Origin of the sequence: Sphingobium naphthae (assembly GCF_043589935.1) — a bacterium.
Lineage (GTDB): Bacteria > Pseudomonadota > Alphaproteobacteria > Sphingomonadales > Sphingomonadaceae > Sphingobium > Sphingobium naphthae_A.
The window spans coordinates 2,627,082-2,647,289 of the sequence record NZ_CP171454.1 but is presented as its reverse complement, the minus strand read 5'-3'; the positions used below and the strand labels follow the sequence as shown (position 1 = coordinate 2,647,289).

At 66.5% G+C, this 20,208-nt stretch carries 20 protein-coding genes; 6 read left to right on the top strand and 14 right to left on the bottom strand.

Annotated features, from left to right (window positions below; translation table 11 throughout):
- Positions 1-19: 19 nt before the first annotated feature.
- Together ACGGKE_RS13155 and ACGGKE_RS13150 are read right to left on the bottom strand one after the other, a co-directional pair.
- Complete coding sequence (locus ACGGKE_RS13155; RefSeq protein WP_394438607.1) at positions 20-1,714, bottom strand: cation acetate symporter; 1,695 nt, start codon at positions 1,712-1,714, stop codon at positions 20-22.
- Positions 1,711-2,046, bottom strand: coding sequence for a DUF485 domain-containing protein (locus ACGGKE_RS13150; RefSeq protein ID WP_394438605.1), 336 nt, complete (start codon positions 2,044-2,046; stop codon positions 1,711-1,713). Before ACGGKE_RS13150 ends, ACGGKE_RS13155 begins: the two co-directional genes overlap by 4 nt.
- Positions 2,047-2,235: 189 nt before the next feature.
- Here ACGGKE_RS13150 and ACGGKE_RS13145 point away from each other — a divergent pair, with 189 nt between their 5' ends.
- From ACGGKE_RS13145 to ACGGKE_RS13135, 3 genes are read left to right on the top strand one after another with little or no spacing between them, the layout of a single operon-like run.
- On the top strand, positions 2,236-3,453 hold the full coding sequence (locus tag ACGGKE_RS13145; RefSeq protein ID WP_394438603.1) for a toxic anion resistance protein: 1,218 nt from the start codon (positions 2,236-2,238) through the stop codon (positions 3,451-3,453).
- 3 nt (positions 3,454-3,456) lie between these two features.
- On the top strand, positions 3,457-4,173 hold the full coding sequence (locus tag ACGGKE_RS13140; RefSeq protein WP_394438600.1) for a hypothetical protein: 717 nt from the start codon (positions 3,457-3,459) through the stop codon (positions 4,171-4,173).
- Between the two features lie 18 nt (positions 4,174-4,191).
- Positions 4,192-4,347 (top strand): hypothetical protein, encoded by a 156-nt coding sequence (locus ACGGKE_RS13135; RefSeq protein ID WP_394438598.1) that lies wholly within the window; start codon positions 4,192-4,194, stop codon positions 4,345-4,347.
- Here ACGGKE_RS13135 and ACGGKE_RS13130 read toward each other — a convergent pair whose 3' ends face one another.
- From ACGGKE_RS13130 to prfB, 3 genes are all read right to left on the bottom strand, one after another.
- Positions 4,348-4,656: a PilZ domain-containing protein gene (locus ACGGKE_RS13130; protein ID WP_394438596.1), complete on the bottom strand. Its 309-nt coding sequence runs from the start codon at positions 4,654-4,656 to the stop codon at positions 4,348-4,350.
- Between the two features lie 73 nt (positions 4,657-4,729).
- A complete protein-coding gene (locus ACGGKE_RS13125; RefSeq protein WP_394438594.1) occupies positions 4,730-5,461 on the bottom strand; it encodes a class I SAM-dependent methyltransferase in 732 nt (243 codons plus the stop codon).
- Entirely contained in the window at positions 5,461-6,588 is a 1,128-nt protein-coding gene (gene prfB / locus ACGGKE_RS13120; RefSeq protein WP_394438591.1) for a peptide chain release factor 2, read from the bottom strand. The genes ACGGKE_RS13125 and prfB overlap by 1 nt, the downstream gene beginning before the upstream one ends.
- A gap of 297 nt (positions 6,589-6,885) precedes the next feature.
- On the opposite strand from prfB, the gene ACGGKE_RS13115 reads away from it, so the two are divergent.
- Complete coding sequence (locus ACGGKE_RS13115) at positions 6,886-7,290, top strand: hypothetical protein (protein ID WP_394438589.1); 405 nt, start codon at positions 6,886-6,888, stop codon at positions 7,288-7,290.
- Positions 7,291-7,392: 102 nt separating this feature from the next.
- On the opposite strand, the gene yihA is transcribed toward ACGGKE_RS13115, so the two are convergent.
- The 9 genes from yihA to ACGGKE_RS13070 all read right to left on the bottom strand — a co-directional run bounded on the left by yihA (position 7,393) and on the right by ACGGKE_RS13070 (position 16,186).
- Complete coding sequence (gene yihA / locus ACGGKE_RS13110) at positions 7,393-8,037, bottom strand: ribosome biogenesis GTP-binding protein YihA/YsxC (RefSeq protein ID WP_394438587.1); 645 nt, start codon at positions 8,035-8,037, stop codon at positions 7,393-7,395.
- A gap of 25 nt (positions 8,038-8,062) precedes the next feature.
- Positions 8,063-9,769 (bottom strand): membrane protein insertase YidC, encoded by a 1,707-nt coding sequence (gene yidC, locus ACGGKE_RS13105; protein ID WP_394438585.1) that lies wholly within the window; start codon positions 9,767-9,769, stop codon positions 8,063-8,065.
- A gap of 33 nt (positions 9,770-9,802) precedes the next feature.
- Positions 9,803-10,015, bottom strand: a complete 213-nt coding sequence (gene yidD, locus ACGGKE_RS13100) for a membrane protein insertion efficiency factor YidD (RefSeq protein WP_317516823.1) — start codon at positions 10,013-10,015, stop codon at positions 9,803-9,805.
- Entirely contained in the window at positions 10,012-10,407 is a 396-nt protein-coding gene (rnpA, locus tag ACGGKE_RS13095) for a ribonuclease P protein component (RefSeq protein ID WP_228167964.1), read from the bottom strand. Before rnpA ends, yidD begins: the two co-directional genes overlap by 4 nt.
- Positions 10,408-10,442: 35 nt before the next feature.
- Complete coding sequence (rpmH, locus tag ACGGKE_RS13090) at positions 10,443-10,577, bottom strand: 50S ribosomal protein L34 (RefSeq protein WP_228167863.1); 135 nt, start codon at positions 10,575-10,577, stop codon at positions 10,443-10,445.
- Between the two features lie 168 nt (positions 10,578-10,745).
- A complete protein-coding gene (locus tag ACGGKE_RS13085) occupies positions 10,746-11,513 on the bottom strand; it encodes a DsbA family protein (RefSeq protein WP_394438581.1) in 768 nt (255 codons plus the stop codon).
- A 2-nt stretch (positions 11,514-11,515) separates the two neighbouring features.
- Positions 11,516-12,865, bottom strand: a complete 1,350-nt coding sequence (locus tag ACGGKE_RS13080) for a M48 family metalloprotease (protein ID WP_394438578.1) — start codon at positions 12,863-12,865, stop codon at positions 11,516-11,518.
- Between the two features lie 123 nt (positions 12,866-12,988).
- Positions 12,989-15,769 (bottom strand): ribonuclease E/G, encoded by a 2,781-nt coding sequence (locus ACGGKE_RS13075; protein WP_394438576.1) that lies wholly within the window; start codon positions 15,767-15,769, stop codon positions 12,989-12,991.
- Between the two features lie 225 nt (positions 15,770-15,994).
- Complete coding sequence (locus ACGGKE_RS13070; protein WP_394438574.1) at positions 15,995-16,186, bottom strand: hypothetical protein; 192 nt, start codon at positions 16,184-16,186, stop codon at positions 15,995-15,997.
- Positions 16,187-16,282: 96 nt separating this feature from the next.
- On the opposite strand from ACGGKE_RS13070, the gene ACGGKE_RS13065 reads away from it, so the two are divergent.
- Positions 16,283-17,560: an N-acetylmuramoyl-L-alanine amidase gene (locus ACGGKE_RS13065; protein WP_394442014.1), complete on the top strand. Its 1,278-nt coding sequence runs from the start codon at positions 16,283-16,285 to the stop codon at positions 17,558-17,560.
- A 62-nt stretch (positions 17,561-17,622) separates the two neighbouring features.
- On the top strand, positions 17,623-20,166 hold the full coding sequence (locus tag ACGGKE_RS13060; RefSeq protein ID WP_394438572.1) for a penicillin-binding protein 1A: 2,544 nt from the start codon (positions 17,623-17,625) through the stop codon (positions 20,164-20,166).
- Positions 20,167-20,208: the final 42 nt, after the last annotated feature.

The following is a 20,208-nucleotide window of genomic DNA, read 5'->3' as shown; positions in this document are numbered from 1 at the left end:
ACCGCCCTTTCTTGTGGGCTCAATGGTCGCTGGCGGCAAAGGCGCCAAGGCCGGTTTCGGCACGGACACGCTGGGCGGGGTAGCCGGCCTTGTCGAGGGCGGCGCGGGGCGAGCGATCGGCCAGCGAGATGAGCCAGATGGCGAGGAAGCCGGCGGGGACCGAGATGATCGCGGCCGAACTATAGGGGAATGGCGCCGCGCCCAGGCCAAAGGTCGCGGTCCAGACCGCCGGCGAAAGCAGCGTCAGGGTGAAGGCGGTCAGCAGCCCGATCGTCCCGCCCCAGGCCGCGCCGCGCGTGGTGCAGCCGCTCCAGAGCAGCGAGAGGATCAACACCGGGAAATTGCCCGACGCGGCGAGCGCGAAGGCCAAGCTAACCATGAAGGCGACATTCTGCTGTTCGAAGACGAGACCGAGCAGCACGGCGAGCGCACCGAGCGCCAGCGTCGTCAGCCGCGACACGCGCAGTTCGTCGGCGGAACTCGCCTGGCCGTGGCGGAACACGGTGGCATAAAGATCATGGCTGACGGCCGAGGCAGCGGATAAAGTAAGGCCGGCGACGACGGCCAGAATGGTGGCGAAGGCGACCGCCGAGATGAAGCCGAGAAAGGCGTTGCCGCCGATCGCATGGGCAAGATGGATGGCGGCCATGTTGCCGCCCCCACGCAAGGCCCCCTGCCCGTCGAGATAGGCGGCGTTCGTGCCGACCAGCAGGATAGCGCCGAAGCCGATGATGAAGGTGAGGATGTAGAAATAGCCGATCCAGCCGGTCGCCCAGAGGACCGACTTGCGCGCTTCCTTCGCATCGGGGACGGTGAAGAAGCGCATCAATATGTGCGGCAGGCCCGCCGTGCCGAGCATCAGCGCGAGGCCGAAGGAGATGGCGGAAACGGGATCCTTGATGAAGCCGCCGGGCGCCATGATGGCGCGGCCGCTTGCCGCAGCGTCAACGGCGCTCTCCCCATGGGCGAGCGCAGCCTGCGTCCTGACCTCGACCGCGCGGACGAAGAGCGTTTCGAGGCTGAAGCCGGTCTGCGCCAGCACCATCAGCGCCATGAAGCTGGCGCCGCCCAGCAGCAGCACCGCCTTGATGATCTGAACCCAGGTGGTGGCGCGCATCCCGCCGAAGAGGACATAGAGCATCATCAGCCCGCCGACGATCACGACGGCGGCGGCATAGGGCAGGCCGAAGAGCAATTTGATGAGTTGGCCCGCGCCGACCATCTGCGCGACGAGGTAGAAGCTGACCACCAGCAGCGTGCTGACTGCCGCGAAGCTGCGCACCGGCGGCTGGGCGAAGCGGTAGGAGGCGACGTCGGCGAAAGTGTAGCGGCCGAGGTTGCGCAGACGCTCCGCCATCAGGAAGAGCAGGATCGGCCAGCCGACCAGAAAGCCGGTGGAGTAGATGAGACCGTCATAGCCATCGGTGAAGATCTGCGCCGAAATGCCAAGGAAGGACGCGGCGGACATATAGTCGCCTGCCATGGCGAGCCCGTTCTGAAAGCCGGTGATGCCGCCGCCCGCGGTATAGAAATCGGAAGCGGTGCGGGTGCGCGCGGCCGCAGCCTTGGTGATCCAGAGGGTCAGGCCGACAAAGCCGACGAACATCGCGATCGCCACCCAGTTGATGGGCTGGCGCTGCGCCTCCCCCTCCAGCGCGGCGGCGAAGGCGGGCGCGGGCAGCAGCAGGGCGAGCGCCGCAACCAGCGCCCTCATGCGCGCTGATCCTGTGCCATGGCGTCGTTCAGGATGGCGGCCATCTGTGCATCATGATGACGGTTGGCCTGCCGCACATAAAAGCCGGTCAGCGCGATCGCGAGCAGGATGAGACCAAGGCCGAGCGGAATGCCGAGCGAAGTGACGCCCGCGCCGATCGGCGTCGCCAGCAGCGCCGGATCGAAGGCGATCAGCAGCAGATAGCCGACGAAGGCGGCGAAGATGATCGCCGAGAGCGTCCAGCCCAGCCGCGCCCTGCGCCCGACCAGCGCGACATAGCGCGGATCGGCCGCCACGGCCGCGACCAGCGCTTCCTGATCTTGCCGGATCATCGCCCCTCCCTTTCCCATCATGCGGCCGTTACAGCCATATGGCGGCCATGCTAGCCCCGCGCCGGGCGATTGCAATGGCGGGTGTGCAGGCTTTATAGCAGAGGCGCCAGACTTGCGCAGACTTGCGGCCCAACTGTTTTATGCACATATGACAGCAAAAGGACCGCCACGGGCTTATCAGGAGATGACATGGCTTCGACCGCGCCGACCGCTACCACCAGTGCCGACCCGCTGAACCTGACGCCGCCCGATCCGGTGCCCGCCGTCGCGCCGGACAAGGCGGCGGGACTGGTGCCGATCGACGAGGAGAAGAAGTCGAAGCTGGAGGAGAAGGTCGACGCCTTCGTCGACGATCTGGTGGCGCAGGACGCCAATTCGCCCGAATTCGGCAAGCGGGTCGATCAGTTGACCAATATGGGCCGCAAGGAGATTGCCGAGGCGGCCGGGCACAGCAACCGTTTCCTCGACCGCCCGGTGCGCGCGATGGACAGCGACTCCAAGGTCGGCGCGGATCTCGCCGAATTGCGGCGCACGGTGGAGGATCTTGACCCCGGCAAGCGCGGCAGCCTGCTGGCGCCCAAGAAGCTGTTCGGCATCATCCCGTTCGGCAACAAGATGCGCGACTATTTCGACAGCTATAAAAGCGCGCAGAGCCACATCAATGCGATCCTGGGCAGCCTGGCCAGCGGCAAGGATACGCTGATCAAGGACAATGCCGCGATCGACGTGGAACGCCAGAATATGTGGGCCACCATGGGTCGGCTGGAGCAGATGATCCATATCAGCAAGACGATGGACGCGCGGCTGGAAGCCAAGGCGATGGAGCTGGATTCGACCGATCCTGCCAAGGCCAAGGCGATCCGCGAAAGCGCGCTGTTCTACATTCGCCAGCGCACGCAGGACCTGCTGACGCAGATGGCGGTGACGGTGCAGGGCTATCTGGCGCTGGACCTGGTCAAGAAGAACAATGTCGAGCTGGTGAAGGGCGTGGACCGCGCCAGCACGACCACCGTGGCGGCGCTGCGCACGGCGGTGACGGTGGCGCAGGCGCTGGTCGGGCAGAAGCTGGTGCTGGAGCAGATCACCGCGCTCAACAGCACGACCGCCAACATGATCGACCGCACGGGCGAACTGCTCAAGAGCCAGACCGCGCAGATTCACGAGCAGGCGGCGTCGAGCACAATCCCAATCGAGACGCTGCAGCGCGCCTTCCAGAATATCTATGACACGATGGACAATATCGACACGTTCAAGATGAAGGCCCTGGAAAATATGAAGACGACGGTGAACACGCTGTCGAACGAGGTGGAAAAGTCCAAGGGCTATATCGCGCGTGCCGAAGGCCAGGCGCGGGCGGCGCAGGAAGCGCGCGTCGAAAACCCGCTGTTGAGCGCGATCGAGGGGTAGAGCATGTCGAGCGACGTCGATCGCTACATCCGGGATCGCATCGAACCCACGCTGCGCCGCCACAGCGACCGCGGGCGCAGCCTGTCGGCCCGCGCGCGCCAGCGCCGCAACGCGTCAATCATGCGTCGCCTGGGCCGGATCGCAGGCGCGGCCTTCGTCATCCTGATCGGCGCGATGATCGCCGGCTGGTTCGTGCCGCTGGGCACCAATGGCGTGATGATCGTGCTGGGGCTGCTGCTGGTCGCGACCCTGTTTTTCGCGCTGATCCCCGGCGAACGCGCGGTGAAGCCCGAGAAGCTGGCTGACAGCGCGCTCGCCGCCCTGCCGCTCAAGACCGAAATCTGGCTGGAGGCGCAGCGCAAGGCGCTGCCGGCGCCGGCCGTCACGCTGGTCGACAGCATCGGCGTGCGGCTGGAAACGCTGGCGCCGCAGCTGGAGCGGCTGAACGAGCAGGAGCCCGCCGCGCAGGAGATTCGCCGCCTGCTGTCGGACCATCTGCCCGAACTGGTCACCGGCTATCAGTCCATCCCCGCGCCGATGCGGCGGGAGGAGCGCAATGGCCGAGTGCCCGAGAAGCAGCTGGTCGAGGGATTGACCGTCATCGACGCCGAAATCGCGCGCGTGACCGAAAGCCTGGCGAGCGGCGACCTCGACAAGCTGGCGACGCAGAACCGATTTCTGGAGCTGAAATATCAAGAAGCCAAGGAACTGGGGCGCTAGCGCCGTCTTGGTTCCGATATGATCCACCTGACCCTCATCATCGTCGATTTCCTGACCGGTCTGCTGGCGGCCGGCGCATGGGCGCTCGCGTCCGCGGGCGGCGCAATCGCCGGAGTGGTGGGCGGCGGGTTTCTGGGCCTGTCGATGGTGAGGCGGTGGCGGCGCAAGCGCTGATCAGCCGCGCTGCACCACGCGCGCGATGACGGGCGCGGGCAAGGGCGTATCGAAATGCAGGCCGAATCGCTTGCCGCCAGTCCACACGACCCGGCCGGCGACGCCCAGCCGCTCCGCATCAATGAGCAGGCGATCGCCGGTCGCAACCGCCATGTCGCTGTGGCACAGTGCGCCGGTCGCTGACAGGTCGAGCAGATGACCGCGCAGCGGCGCGCCGTTGCGCCACAAGGACACGAGCTCGAACAATTTGTGCCGCGGCGCTCGCTCCGGACCGAGCGCGGGCGTCGGGCGATGTCCCTGATCCTGCATCTTGTGCCTCCCTGCGCCAGGACTTAGCGTAGTTGCAGGGGCATGACGCCCCTATTTCAGCATGATCCGATCATTAACCTTGCGCGCGCTGGTTGATCGCGCAGGGGACGATGCTGGAGGGCGCCGGGCGCGCGACGATGCGGCGGAACCGCGCGAAATAGCCGCCCGCGGTGGGCTTGGGGATCAGCTCCTCCAGGCGGAAGCCCATCGTCGCCAGTTCGCAGGCTAGCAGGCGCGGCGGCGTGCCATGCTGGTCGGTCGGACGATCGGCATCGACGACGATCAATTCGCCATCCGTCTTGAGCGCAGGGCTGAGATGCCAGAGAAAGGCGTAGGGCTCGGCGATCTCATGATACATATGGACCATGAAGATGCGGTCGAAGCTGTTTTCCGGCAGGCGCGGATCTTCCGGCGCGCCGAGCTTCACGCTGACATTGTCCCATTTTTCCCGCGTGATGCGGCGGGACAGCGCCTCGATCACTTCGGGCAATATGTCCTCGGCCAGGACCCGGCCGCGCGGTCCCACCCGCTCCGCCAGGCGCACGGTATAATAGCCTTCGCCAGCGCCCAGATCGGCGACCGTCATGCCGGGGCGGATGCCGGCGCGGTCCATGATGTCCTCCGCCTCGTTGACGCGGTCGCGCGCTTCCTCGCTGGACCAGCGGGTGGAAACGATCGGCGCAATCGGGCGATCGGCGCGGGGAAAGTCGCGGGCGGCGGCAGGCCGTTGGCTGGCGCTGCCTCCGCTTAACTGATCGCAGGCGGCCAGGAGGACAAGCACGCCCGCCATTGCCGCCCGGATCATCAGTCGACATCCTCCACATCGACCTTCTCGCCCGTCACCTTCTGGCTGAGCGCGGCGGCCATGAAGGGATCGAGCGCGCCGTCGAGCACATCCTCGGGCGAGGTGGACGTGACGCCGGTGCGCAGGTCCTTCACCAGCTGATAGGGCTGAAGCACATAGGAGCGGATCTGATGGCCCCAGCCGATCTCTGTCTTGGCCTGATAGTCGCTGGAGGCGGCTTCCTCGCGGCGGCGCAGCTCGGCCTCGTACAGACGGGCCTTGAGCATGTTCATCGCGGTGGCGCGGTTCTTGTGCTGCGACCGGTCATTCTGCGACGCGACGATGATGCCCGAAGGAACGTGGGTGATGCGCACCGCCGAGTCGGTGGTGTTGACGTGCTGCCCGCCGGCGCCCGACGCGCGATAGGTGTCGATCTTGAGGTCGCTTTCCTTGACCTCGATATCGATGTCGTCGTCGATCACGGGATAGACCCAGACCGACGAAAAGCTGGTGTGGCGGCGGGCGCTGCTGTCATAGGGGCTGATGCGGACCAGGCGGTGGACGCCGCTTTCGGTCTTGGCATAGCCATAGGCGTTCTCGCCCTTGAACAGGAAGGTCGCCGACTTGATCCCGGCCTGGTCGCCGGCCTGATAGTCGACCAGCTCCACCTTGTAGCCGCGCCGTTCGGCCCAGCGGCGATACATGCGGCTGAGCATTTCGGCCCAATCCTGGCTTTCGGTCCCGCCAGCGCCGGCATGGATTTCCAGATAGGTGTCGTAGCTGTCGGCCTCGCCCGCCAGCAGCGCCTTGATCTTGTCCTCGTCCGCGCGATCGGCCAGCGCCTTGAGCGCGGCGACGGCTTCGTCCACCATCGATTCATCGCCCTCGGCCTCGGCCATCTCGATGAGCTCGGCGGTATCGGTCTTCTCACCCTCGATCGCGCGGGTGGCGCTGATCGCGCTGTCGAGACGCGTGCGCTCGCGCATCACATCCTGCGCCTGCTTGGCATTGTCCCACAGCGTCGGGTCCTCGACGCGCGCGTTGAGCTCGTCGAGCCGGCGCAGCGCGCGGTCCCAGTCGAGCGACTGGCGCAGCAGGGCCAGCGCGGCGTCGATACGGTCGATATATTGCTGCGCTTCGGCGCGCATGATCTTTTCTCCACTCGCCCTGCCGGAATAGGCAGGCTTTTCCCGGGCGCCCGCCCGGACTTGTCGATCGGCCGTCCTTCCCGAGGAAAGGGCCTTTCGTCAAGCCGCCGCACGCGCGCGGACCATGTAACGGGCCATGTAACGGGCCGCCGCGATTTTGCTGCGATCCGTGTCACCCCCCCTTCACGCCTGAAATTCCTGGGACATAACAGTTGCCTAACAGGCTGGCGGCCAGACTCGTTCCGATGAAGAAGGAGCGGCCGGACTAGGGGGACAGGCTCTAAAAAAGGCTATCCCATGACTGACAACTCCTCCCTGATCGCGCGCCAGAGCCCGGCCGCGCTTTATCTCTTCCTGGACGCCATGCGCTGCTGGGGCGCCGCCAGACGGGCCGGCCAGCCGACGCTCGTGCGGCTGCATGCCCGGCTCGGACGCCATGGCTGGGCGCAATTGCTGCCGGCGATCGACAGCCTGCTCGACCTCAGCGAAGCGATGCTGGGGCGCAGGCTGCGGCTGGGACGCGGCCCAGCGCTGTCGGACGATGAGAATATGCTCATCAACCTGCTGCAGGGACGGTCGATCGCGCCGATCGTCCACCGATGCAGCGATGCGGTCGCCTGCGCCTTCTGCAGTGCGGTGCGGTCGATGCAGATATTGATGGACATGGAACTGGGCCGGGCGGAGCAGAAGCGGGCGGCCTGACCAGCCATCTGCGCGGCGTCGTCCTGCTCGGGCGAGTCGATACGGGCAGCGCGCCATGCGCGTCGCGTCCCGGCTGCGCCCTGCCCGGGCGACGGGGCGCAATCAGCCTTGCGTCACGCTTTCGAGCACCGCGGCGCGCAGCACGGGGATGCCCATGCCCTTCTCGCTGGACGTGGCGATGATGTCGGGGTGCGCGGCCGGGCGCTTGCGGATCGCGTCGGCGGTGAGGGCGGTGATCTTGGCCAATTCGCTCGCCTTGATCTTGTCCGCCTTGGTCAGGACGATCCGGTAGCTGACCGCCGCGCCGTCGAGCATGTCGAGCATGTCGACATCGACATCCTTGATGCCGTGGCGGCTGTCGATCAGCACCAGCGTGCGCTTGAGGACCGCGCGCCCGCGCAGATAGTCGTTCACCAGGAAGCGCCACTTCTTGACCATGTCCTTGGGCGCCTTGGCATAGCCATAGCCGGGCATGTCGACGAGGCGGAAGCGCAGCGGGTCGCCGACATCGAAGAAGTTCAATTCCTGCGTGCGGCCCGGCGTGTTGGACGTGCGCGCAAGGCCGTTGCGGTTGGTCAGCGCATTGAGCAGCGAGGACTTGCCGACGTTCGAGCGGCCGGCGAAGGCGACTTCGTTCACCGCCATGTCGGGCAGGAATTTCAGGTCCGGCGCGGATTTGAGGAAGGCGATCGGCCCGGCGAAGAGCTTGCGCGCTTCCTCGATCAGGTCATGGTCTTGGTCGGTCACAGCAACATCCGTTCGGTCATTGGCGCTATTTCGCCGGCACTGCCGCTGCGGGCACCGGGTGCTTGCGATAGAGCCACCATTGCTGCGCCATCGACAGGCAGTTGTTGGTGATCCAGTAGACCAGCAAGCCCGCGGCGAAGGGCGCCATGATGAACATCATCATCCAGGGCATGATGCCCATGACCTGCTGCTGCATCGGGTCCATCTGCGTCGGGTTGAGCTTGAACTGGAAATACATGCTGATGCCCAGCAGCAGCGCCAGCACGCCGATGCCCAGGAAAGCGGGCGGCGTGAAGTCGAGCAGGCCGAAGAGATTGAGGATGTGCAGCGGATCGGGCGCGGACAGATCCTTGATCCACAGGACGAAGGGCTGGTGCCGCATCTCGATCGTCAGCATCAGCACCTTGTAGAGGGCGAAGAAGATCGGGATCTGAATGAAGATGGGCAGGCAGCCGGCGAGCGGATTGACCTTCTCAGCCTTGTACAGCTCCATCATCTTCAACTGCAGCTGCTGCTTGTCGTCCTTATATTTTTCCTGCAGCGCCTTCATCTTGGGCTGAAGCGCGCGCATCGCCGCCATGCTGGAAAACTGGCGCTGGGCGATCGGGAACATGATCGCGCGAACGACCAGCGTCAGGCAGATGATGGCGACGCCGAAATTGCCGATATGTTCGAACAGCCAGTGCAGCAGCGCGAAGATCGGCTTTTCGAACCAGTAGAACCAGCCCCAGTCGATCGCGCGGTCGAACAGCGGCACGCCGGCATCCTGATAGGCTTCGAGCGTCTTCACTTCCTTGGCGCCGACGAACAGGCGCTGGGTCTGCGTCACCGCCTTGCCGGGCGCGACCATGTTGGAGCCGAGCGCTACATCGGCCTGATATTGCGTGCCCGCGCCCTTGCGGAACTGGCCGGCGAAATCGGCGTCGGCGGGCGGGACCAGCGCAGACAGCCAATATTTGTCGGTGAAGCCGATCCAGCCGCCCTTGGACTGAAAGCTCTGGGTCGAGGGGCCTTCATCCAGGTCGGTGTAGTTGACGTCATAATTGGCGGCGCCGTTGAACACGCCCATCGGGCCGACATGGATGGTCCAGGTGTCGGGATCCTTGGGAATGCCGTTGCGGCTGATATAGGCATAGGGCTTGACGCCGACCGTGCCGGCGCCGGTGTTCGACACCTTCTGCGCGGCGGTGATCATATAGTTTTCGTCGACCGACAGGCGGATTTCGAACAGCTGCCCCGCGCCGTTGTTCCAGCTGAGCGTCACCGGGCTGGTCGGGGTCAGTTCCGTGCCCTGCGCGGTCCACAGCGTGTTGCGGTCCGGCGCGCGCAGCCCTTCGCCCTGCCAGCCGAAGCCGGCGAAATAGGCGTCCTGCGTCCCGCTCGGGCTGTAGAGGCGAACCGCCGGCGAATCCTCCGCGATGCTTTCCTTGTAGGTCGGCAGCACGATGTCGTCGATGCGCGCGCCCCGCAGGTTGATCGAGCCGGTCAACCGCGGCGTGCGGATCGGCACGCGCGGGCTTTCCTTGAGCACAAGGGCGCGGTCGCGAACGGCGGCCGGGCTGTCGGCGGCGGGATCAGCATCCGGCCGGGCGACCGGCACCTGCTTGCCATCCTCGATCCTGGTCACGGGCGGATTGGCGGTCGGAAAGAAATAGTTCGAGACATAGGGCCAGCCGAACAGGATCGCCGCGGTCAGCAGCACCGCCAGAATGATATTCTTCTTGTCGTCCACGCTTTTCGGCTCCGCCGTCTTATGTCTGTCGTGTCAGGGGACCGGGTCGTGGCCCGATCCGCCCCATGGGTGGCATCGCATTAGCCGCTTGAACCCCAGCCAGCTACCCTTGATCGCGCCATATTTGCGCACGGCCTGAATCGCATATTCGGAACAGGAGGGCGCATAGCGGCAGGTCGGCGGCAGGATGCGGGAAGGACCAAGCTGCCAAAAGCGCGCGAGGAGGATGAGCAGGCGGGCGATCATCGGGCGCTGGCAGGACTTTTCCCGGCCGACGGCTTGCCCTTTCGGCGCGCAGGATCGCGGGGCGCATCGACCGGGCGCGTCATGATCTTGCCCAGCGCCTTGGCCAGTTCGTCGCGCAGCAGAGCGAAGTCGCGCTCGATGCCGCCATCCCGGCCGATCAGCACATGGTCGGCGCCGGCAATGCCATGGTCCGGCAGCAGCTCGCGCGCCAGAACACGAAAACGGCGCTTCATCCGGTTGCGGATGACAGCGCCGCCAATCTTCTTCGTGACCGTGATGCCATAGCGCATCGCCGGATCGCCGTCACCGCGTTCGCGCACCAGCAGGACAAAGCCCGGCATCGGCGCGCGCCGCCCTCGATTCGCCGCCAGAAAATCCGCGCGCCGAACCATGATGGCCGGCGCGGCAGGCATTTCCCGCGATGATGTCAGGCGCAGAGATTCTTGCGGCCGCGGGCGCGACGGGCGCGCATCACGTTGCGGCCGCCGGGGGTCGCCATGCGGGCGCGGAAACCGTGACGGCGCTTCCGAACCAGATTGCTCGGCTGATAGGTGCGCTTCATCGTTCATTCCTCAAACAACAAAAGAATCGGGTGTGACAAAAAAGGGCCGCTTGTGCAGCGGCCGTCAGTCAGGGGGCGTCCGATAGGGAAAAGGGACGGGGAAGTCAATGGCGAGCGGCGCTGCACGTTTTCATTTAGCGCTCCTGCGAAAGCAGGAGCACAATAGCGCTACTTCCCCCGCGCGGTCGCCACGCCTTCCTTGAGCGCGTCATAGCCGACCGCGCCGCTCAGCACCTGGTCGCCGATGACGAAAGTGGGCGTCCCGGTCGCCTGCAGCTTCTGCGCGAGCGCGATGTTGGACTGGATTTCCGAATCATATTTGCTGGACGCGATCGCCGCTTCGGCATCGCCCTTGCTGATGCCAGCCTTGGCCGCGGCGGCGAGGATGGTGTCGCGCGTCACCCGGCCCGCGCCATAGAGCGCCTTGTGATAGGCCATATATTGGCCCCGCTCGGCCGCGAGCAGCGACACCTTGGCGGCGTCCCCGCTTTCCTCGGACAGGATCGGCAGTTCGCGATAGACGATCTTCACCTTCTTGTCCGAGCCCACCAGCTTGCCGAGGTCCGGCAGCGAGGCGCGGCAATAGCCGCAGGCATAGTCGAAAAATTCAACCACGGTGACATCGGCATCGGCCGCCCCTTCCCAGGCGCCGGCATAGGGGGTTTCGAGCGCGCTGCGGCTGGCGTCGATCACGCCCGACAGACGCTTGGCCTGGAGCTTCTCGATCGCCTGGGGGATGATTTCGGGATGGTCGAGAATATAATCATGGACGATCTGTTCGATCGCGGCCCGATCGGTCGCGCCGACGCTGGCGGGCGCCTGCACGGCGAGCGCGGCGCCGGCGGCGGCCGCGATGAAGGCGAAGGCGCCAAGGGTCATCTGCATGGTCCTGTTGGAAAGAGCGGCGCGAAAGGTCGGCCGGTTATTGTCTGTCATCGCTATCTTTTCTTCCGCTGCTGCTCGACCGCGGCACGCGAGGTCATGGCGATATCCTGCGCGCGCAGATAGTCAACCGTGCCGGGCTTCAATCCTTGCACGGCGACGTCCGCGCTGCGCAGCGCCAGATTATGGTCTCCCATCATCGCATAGCGTTCTGCCGTGGCCAGCGCCGCGCGCGGCGTGTCGCCGCGTCGTTCGTAGACGACGCCCAGCTGATACCAGGCGAAGGGGTTCTCGCGGTCGCGCTGCACGGCGACGCGCAGCACCTGTTCGGCCTCCGCGAAATTTGCCGGATCCTCCGTCGCGATCAGGGCATGGGCCAGCAGCACGGAAATGAGCGGCTGGTTGGTGCGGCGAACCGCTTCGCGCAGCGGCGCGACGGCATCGGCCGGCCGACCGCTTTCGAGCAATATCTGCCCCTTCAATTCCAGAAAATAGGGATCGTGCGGCTCCGCGGCGAGCAAGGCATCGGCCTCCGCCAGCGCCTTTTGCGGATAGGCGCTCTTGTGCCAGGCATAGGCGCGGGCATAATGGGCGGGGAGCGACTGGTCGCTTTCGGGATATTTGATCAGCGTCTGCTGCGGTTCGGACACGAAGCCGATGAGCTTGGCCTTGATCCGTTCGAAGCGGGCCTCCAGCTGCGCATCGACCGGCTTGTCCCAGGCCGGATCGACCGTATAGACCTCTCGCAGGACATTGATGCGCTCGCCCGAGAGCGGATGAGTGCGGCCGTAGCTATTGTCCTGCGGGATGGCGAGGCGATATTCCTGGTTCTGCAGCTTCTTGAAGAATTCCAGGCTGCCCCGCCCGCTGATCCCGGCGGTGTGGAGATAACGCGCGCCGGCAAGGTCGGCGGAGCTTTCCTGCGCGCGGGAAAAGGCGAGAAAGCGGCTCATCGCCGCCTGCTGGCCAAGGCCCATGATGCCCATGCCCGCTTCCGCCCCGCCCGCGGCGATCGCGGCCGCGCCGAGCACCAGACTGAGCAGCGTGACGCTGGTCGCGTCCTTGATCCCCTCGCCCGAGCGGATGATATGGCCGCCCTCGATATGGCCCAGCTCATGCGCGACGACGCCCTGCAGCTGGTTCACATTGTCCGCCTGCGCGATCAGGCCGCTATGCACCCAGACATATTGGCCGCCCGCGACGAAGGCGTTGATTTCCGGATCATTGATGACGAGGACCTGGACATTGTTGGGCGCCATGCCGGCCGCCTTGACCAGCGGCGCCGACATGTCGGCCATGAAGGCCTCGGTCTCCGCGTCGCGCAGGATCCGCTGCGCGAGCGCAGGGCGCGTCACCAGCGCGAGGGACGCCAACGCCAGCGCCAGGAACTGAAGCAATCGGGCCATTGCGGGCAGGCCGTGCCATGACCGTCCTGAATGCGCCCTGAAGCGCGACCCAATGAAAAGCGCCGCTGCGCACCGGTGAAAACCGGAAGAGCAGCGGCGCTTCATCATCAGGAGATCGGACGCTTACTGACCGAAGGTGCGCTGCCACCAGCCGCGGCGGGGGGCGCCATCGGCGTCATCGCCGGCCGCGCCGTCATCCACCGCGACGGCCTCGGCCGGGGTTTCGACGGGCCCATCGGCGGGCGCGGCTTCGGTCGCGGCGGCCTCGGCCGGCTCCGCGGGCGCGGGCGCGACATTGGCCTCGGCTTCGCGAGCGGTCTCGGCCCCTTCGGCTTCGCTCAGGACAGGCTTCTTGCGACGCGTGCGCTTGGGCTTGGCCGGGGCTGCGTCCGCTTCTGCGGCGGGCGCATCAGCCGCGGGTGCTTCGGCGTCGGCGGCGGGCTCTGCCTTCTTGCGGCGCGTGCGCTTGGGCTTGGCCGGCGCTTCGGGCGCGGCCTCTTCCGTCGCGGCGGGCGCGGCGTCGGCCGGAGCCTCGTTCGCGTCCGCAGGCGCGGCGGCCTGGGCCGCGGCTTCCGCATCCGCGCCCTCGCCTTCGCTGGCGACCGGCTTCTTGCGGGCGCGGGGACGGCGACGCGTCTTGGGCGCGGCCTCAGCCTCGTCCGCTTCGGCGCTCACCGGTTCAGCGGCCGGCGCTTCCTCCGCGACCGAATCGGTCCCGGCCTCTTCGGCCTCAGCCGGCGCAGCGCTGTCCGCCTGCTCGCCTGCGGCGGCTTCGCCCGCTTCCCGGCGACGACGGCCCCCGCGACGGCCCCGGCGACCGCGACGGCGGGCGCCGCCCTCTTCGCCTTCGGCTTCGCTGGTGTCCGCATCGCTCGCGTCGGCGGCGGCGTCCTCGTCAGCGGCTTCGTCGCTCGCATCGACATCGGCGTCATCGCCGGCGTCGCTATCCTCCGCCTCGGCGCCAGCCTCGCGCCTGTCGTCGCGCTGGCCACCGCGACGACGACGACGGCGGCGACGGCGGCGGCCGCCATCGCGATCCTCGCGATCGCCACGCTCTTCGCGCTCGGCGGCGGCTTCGGCTTCCTCGAGCTCCTCTTCTTCCTCTTCCTCCTCGGGGAGGTCGATATCATCCTCCTCCTCGGCGAGCGGCGCATAGGTCACGACGCGCTCGGGCCGCGGGCCGCTGGCCTCGACCGACATGCGCGCGCCCTCGATCTCGCCATCGGGCAGGATGTCGATGCGCACGCCGTAGCGCTGCTCGATCTCGTCCAGCTCGCGGCGTTTGTTGTTGAGGACGTAGAAAGCCGCTTCCTGGCTGGCGCGCAGGGTGATGATGGAGCCGCGGCCACGCGCCGCCTCTTCCTCCAGCATGCGCAGCGCGCTGAGGCCCGCCGACGACGCGGTGCGGACGAGGCCCGTGCCTTCGCAATGCGGGCACTGGCGAGTCGAGGCTTCGAGCACGCCGGTGCGCAGGCGCTGGCGGCTCATTTCCATGAGGCCGAAGCCCGAGATGCGGCCCACCTGGATGCGGGCGCGATCGTCCTTCAGCGCCTCCTTCATCGCCTTCTCGACCTTACGGATGTTGGAGTTCACCTCCATGTCGATGAAGTCGATGACGACCAGACCCGCCATGTCGCGCAGGCGCAGCTGGCGCGCGATTTCGCGGGCAGCTTCCAGATTGGTGGCGACGGCGGTCTGTTCGATGCCATGTTCGCGGGTCGACCTCCCTGAGTTGATGTCGATCGACACCAAAGCCTCGGTCGGGTTGATGACCAGATAGCCACCCGATTTCAGCTGGACCACGGGATTGTACATCGCCGCCAGCTGATCCTCGACGCTGGCGCGCTGGAACAGCGACACGGCGTCGGCATATTGCTTCACGCGCCGGGCATGGCTCGGCATCAGCAGCTTCATGAAGTCCTTGGCGGCCTTGTAGCCATCCTCGCCCTCGACGATGACTTCCTCGATATCCTTGTTGTAGATGTCGCGGATGGCGCGCTTGATGAGGTCGCTGTCATTGTGGATCAGTTCAGGCGCGGACGCTTGGAGCGTCTTTTCGCGAATCTCGTCCCACAGCCGCGCGAGATAATCGAAATCGCGCTTGATTTCGGGCTTGGTGCGCTGAAGCCCCGCGGTGCGAACGATGCAGCCCATGGTCGAGGGCAGGTTCATCTCCGCGATGATCGACTTCAGCCGCTTGCGATCGGCCGCATTGCTGATCTTGCGGCTGATGCCGCCGCCATGCGACGTGTTGGGCATCAGCACGCAATAGCGGCCGGCCAGCGACAAATAGGTGGTGAGCGCCGCGCCCTTGTTGCCGCGCTCTTCCTTGACGACCTGCACCAGCAGCACCTGGCGGCGCTTGATGACGTCCTGGATCTTGTAGCGGCGGCGCAGCGCCATGCGCTTGCGGCGCAGTTCGTCGGCGGCGTCGTCGCCGCTCTTCTCGCGCTTGCGACGACCGCCCTTGGGCGCTTCGGGCGCTTCGCTTTCGACGTCCGCCTCGACGGCTTCCTCGTCATCATGATGATGCGTGGCCTCGACCAGTTCGACGCCGTCCTCGCCGGCATCGTCATCATCCTCGATCTCGGCGCGCAGCGCGGCCTCTTCCTCCGCATGGGCGCGCTCTTCCTGCAGCAGCGCCTCGCGATCCTCGCGCGGTATCTGATAATAGTCGGGATGGATTTCGCTGAAGGCCAGGAAGCCGTGGCGATTGCCGCCATAATCGACGAAGGCGGCCTGGAGCGAGGGCTCCACGCGCGTCACCTTGGCCAGATAGATATTGCCCTTGAGCTGCTTGTGCTCGGCCGATTCGAAATCGAACTCCTCGATCCGGTTACCCTTGACGACCGCGACCCGGGTCTCTTCCCGGTGGCGCGCATCGATCAGCATACGCATTGTCATTTATGATTCTCCGGCGTGCGCGGGCTGCGGCGTGAAGCCGCGCCGCCACGCGATAGTGAAGGGACGCCCACCCGCGCGCGCCACAGAGCGCGGCGGAGGCAAGCATCCGGTTTTGAAGGAAATTGTGTGCGTCTGCTGCAAGGGCAGGGCCGGACAAGGCGCCGGGCCGCACCATCCACGCCGCCATGCCCGTTACCGGGGCAAGCGTGGATGGAAAATCATGCCTCATGCAGCGTCAACCTGTTCTGTCTCGCCCGCCTGAAACGGCCGGCGCATCGTGCGTCCCGCAAGCGCCATCAGATAAGGGCAATTCTCGCAGGAATGTGAATGGTTAGCAGTCAATAGCCCAGCGAGCAACGGCTGGCCGAAATAAACTGCCATGCGCGTCACGCGCACTGGAGCCTTCTGGCCCATCATGATGAAGATGACGTTAACCGTCTCATTTTACCGGGATAAAAGAGGGGGATGCTTAATCCGGCGTTCAGCGTGGGGACGCTGGACGGATCAACGTCGATGATATTTGGCTGGACGGCCCAAGGGCGTGCGGTGCACAAGCGGCGCATGTTGCAGAGCCTTGCCCTGGCAGGCATCCTCTTTTCCACCCCCGGCCACGCAGGCGGCATCGCCGGCGTCGATGTGCGGGGGGACCGTGTGGTGGTGCGCTTCGACGAGCGGGTGGAGGGCGCATCCGCCTTCCTGCTCGAGGGGCCGCAGCGCATCGCGCTCGATATAGACGGCGCGCAGACGGGCCGCTTCCCCTTTTCGCCGGGCGATGGCGCCGTGGCGAGCGTGCGGCAGGGCCAGTTGAGCCCGGAGCGCGCGCGCGTCGTGCTGGACCTTGCCAGCCCCGCCACCCTGACCGAACCGCGCATCGCTGCGGACGGCAAGTCGCTGAGCTTCGCGATCCAGAGCGTCAGCGACAGCCGTTTCCGCAGCGAAGTCGGGCGCGGCCGCATGCTTTTCGATGCGGCCGCCGACATGGCCGCACGTCCGCGCAAGCGCCTTCATTCGATCACCGTGCCGATCCCGCCGGCCGCGCGCGGCATCGCCCTGCCCCCGGTCGAGGGCGTGAATGACGGCGCCCGCCCGCTGGTGGTGATCGACGCCGGCCATGGCGGCCATGATCCCGGCGCGATCAACACCGAAAACGGCAAGCGCGAAAAGGATGTGACGCTGGCGATCGCGCGGGCGATCCGCGATCAGCTGGTCAAGGGTGGACGCGTGCGCGTCGCCCTGACCCGCGACGATGACCGCTTCCTGGTGCTGCAGGAACGCTATGGCATCGCGCGCAAGATGGGCGCGGACCTGTTCATTTCCATCCATGCCGATGCCGCGGAAAATACCGACGCCCATGGCGCGACGGTCTATACCTTGTCGGAAACGGCGTCGGACCGGGAAGCGGCGCGGCTGGCCGCGCGCGAGAACAAGGCGGACATCATCAACGGCGTCAATCTGGGCGGCCAGTCGGGCGACGTGTCGTCGATCCTCATCGACCTCACCCAGCGCGAATCGCTCAATATCTCGTCCAATTTCGCGCGGCTGCTCCAGCGCGAGGCCTCGCCCTATGTGCCATTCCGCAGCGCCTATCATCGCTTCGCGTCGCTGATGGTGCTGAAGGCGCCGGACACGCCGTCGATCCTGTTCGAAACCGGCTATATCAGCAACGAAGCGGATTCCGCCTTCCTGTCCTCGCGCGAGGGGCAGCAGAAGATCGCGCGCGGCGTGGCCCGGGCGATCGAGGTGCATTTCGCGCGCAAGCTGGCGCTGAGCGGCGTGAGCGCGGGCGGTTGATGGCGCGGCCCGTCGAAAGGCCACTGGCCTTGGCCGCGATTTGACCCTAGAGCCTCCTCCCCATGGAAGAGGCCCGTTCCGATACCGCCCCGACATCCTTCGCCTATCGCCTGCGCCGTGACGCGGGCGGCGCCATGGACCGCATCCGTCCGCTCTGGGGCCGGCGGCTGTTCCGCTGGCTCGCGATCCTGCTGGGCGGATTTTTGCTGGCCGTCTTCCTGTTCTGGCTGATCTTCGCGCGCGGCCTGCCCGATGCGGCGACACTGCTGGAATATGAGCCGCCGCTGCCGACCATGGTGCGCGACATCAACGGCCAGCCGGTGCACAGCTATGCCCGCGAACGGCGGGTGCAGCTGCAATATAGCGATTATCCCCCGCTGCTGATCCGCGCCTATCTGGCGGCGGAGGACAAGACCTTCTTCGAGCATCATGGCGTCGATTTTCCGGGCTTCGCCGGGGCGGTGGCGGACTATGTCAGCAAGCTGGGATCGGGCCAGCGCGCGCGCGGCGGGTCCACCATCACCCAGCAGGTGGCGAAGAACCTGCTGATCGGCGACGAATATTCGCCCACGCGCAAGGTGAAGGAGATGATCCTCGCATGGCGCATGGAAAATGTGCTGAGCAAGCAGCAGATTTTGGAGCTGTACCTCAACCAGATCTTCCTCGGTCGCAACGCCTATGGCGTGCAGGCGGCCGCCCGCGCCTATTTCGACAAGGATGTGGCGGACCTCAAGCTGCACGAGATGGCCTATCTGGCGATCCTGCCCAAGGGGCCGGCCAATTACCGCCCGGAAAGCGAGACCGGCCATGCCCGCGCGATCGAACGGCGCAATTGGGCGCTGGGCGAGATGGAGCGCAATGGCTGGGTCACGGCGGCGCAGCGCGCCCAGGCGCAGTCCCAGCCGCTGGGCACCGTCACCGTGCGCGGATCGAGCTTCGACGCGCGGGCGGGCGGCTATTATATGGAGGAAGTGCGCCGCCGCCTGATCGAACGCTTCGGCGAGAAGGCGGAGGACGGGCCCAACAGCGTCTATGCCGGCGGCCTGTGGGTGCGCAGCCCCTATGACCCAGTCGCGCAGGAGCGCACCAAGGACGCTCTGCGCAACGGGCTGCTGCGCTTTGGCGCGGGGCGCGGCTGGTCCGGGCCGGTGGGGCATATCGACCCCGGCAATGGCTGGGAACGCGAATTGGCCGCCAGCTATGTCGGCGTCGATTATGAAGGCTGGCGCATCGCGGTGGTGATCGACCGCAGTTCGTCGCAGGCGCAGATCGGCTTTTCGGACGGCACCACCGGCACCCTGCCCGCGTCGATGGCGCAGATGGCCTATCGCCGCAGCGGCGGGCCAGCCTTCGCCGCGCTGAAGGCAGGCGACCTGATCGTCGTGGCCAAGAATGGCGCGGACTGGGCGCTGCGCAATATCCCCGAAGTTTCGGGCGGCATGGTCGTGCAGGAAGTGCATAGCGGCCGCATCCGCGCGATGCAGGGCGGATTCGATTCGCGCCTTTCCTCCTATAACCGCGCGACCCAGGCGCAGCGCCAGCCCGGCTCCACCATCAAGCCGTTCGTCTATGCGGCGGCGCTGGACAATGGCATGACGCCGGCGTCGATCATCGTCGACGGGCCGCTGTGCGTCTACCAGGGCGCGGGGCTGGGCCAGAAATGCTTCCGCAATTTCTCGGGCGGCAGCGCCGGGCCGCAGACGATGCGCTGGGGCGTGGAGCAGTCGCGCAACCTGATGACGGTGCGCGCCGCCAGCCAGACCGGCATGGATCGCGTCGTGCGCACGATCAAGGCGATGGGGATCGGCGACTATCAGCCCTATCTGTCCTTCGCGCTGGGCGCGGGCGAGACCACGGTGGAGCGGATGGTCAACGCCTATGCGACGCTGGCGAACCAGGGGAAGCAGAACCCGTCCAAGGTGATGGATTATGTCCAGGATCGCCGCGGCAAGGTGATCTGGCCCGAACGCTGGCGTCCGTGCGACGGATGCAACATGGCCAACTGGGACGGCAAGCCGATGCCGCGCTTCGGCTTCGAGGGCCGGCAGGTGATGAACCCGATGACCGCCTATCAGGTCGTGCACATCGCCGAGGGCGTGGTGCTGCGCGGCACGGCGACGGTGCTGGCCGACCTCAAGCGCCCGCTGTTCGGCAAGACCGGCACGACCAACGGCCCCACCAATGTCTGGTTCGTGGGGGGTTCGCCCGACCTGGTCGCGGGCGTCTATGTCGGCTACGACCAGCCGCGCAGCCTGGGCGGCTGGGCGCAGGGCGGGCGCATTGCGGCGCCGATCTGGAAGGCGGCGATGGCGCCGATCCTGGAAACCATGCCCAAGACGCCCTTCGTCGCGCCGGCCGGCATCCGCATGGTCACGATCGACCGCCGGTCGGGCAAGCGCGTCTATGGTGTCTGGCCCAGCAACGAAGCCAAGCCGGCGGTGATCTGGGAAGCGTTCAAGCCCGAGACCGAACCACGCCGGTCGATCCGCAAGGAAGAGGCCGAAGCGCAGGCGAAAGCCGCGGAAGCCAAGGCCGCCGCCGCCGTCGCGCGCGGTCGCCAGCGCACCGACGCGGACTTCCTGCAGGAACAGGGCGGCATCTACTGACGTCGCACGGGCGGATCAGCACCCTTTCCGCCCCCTTCGTCG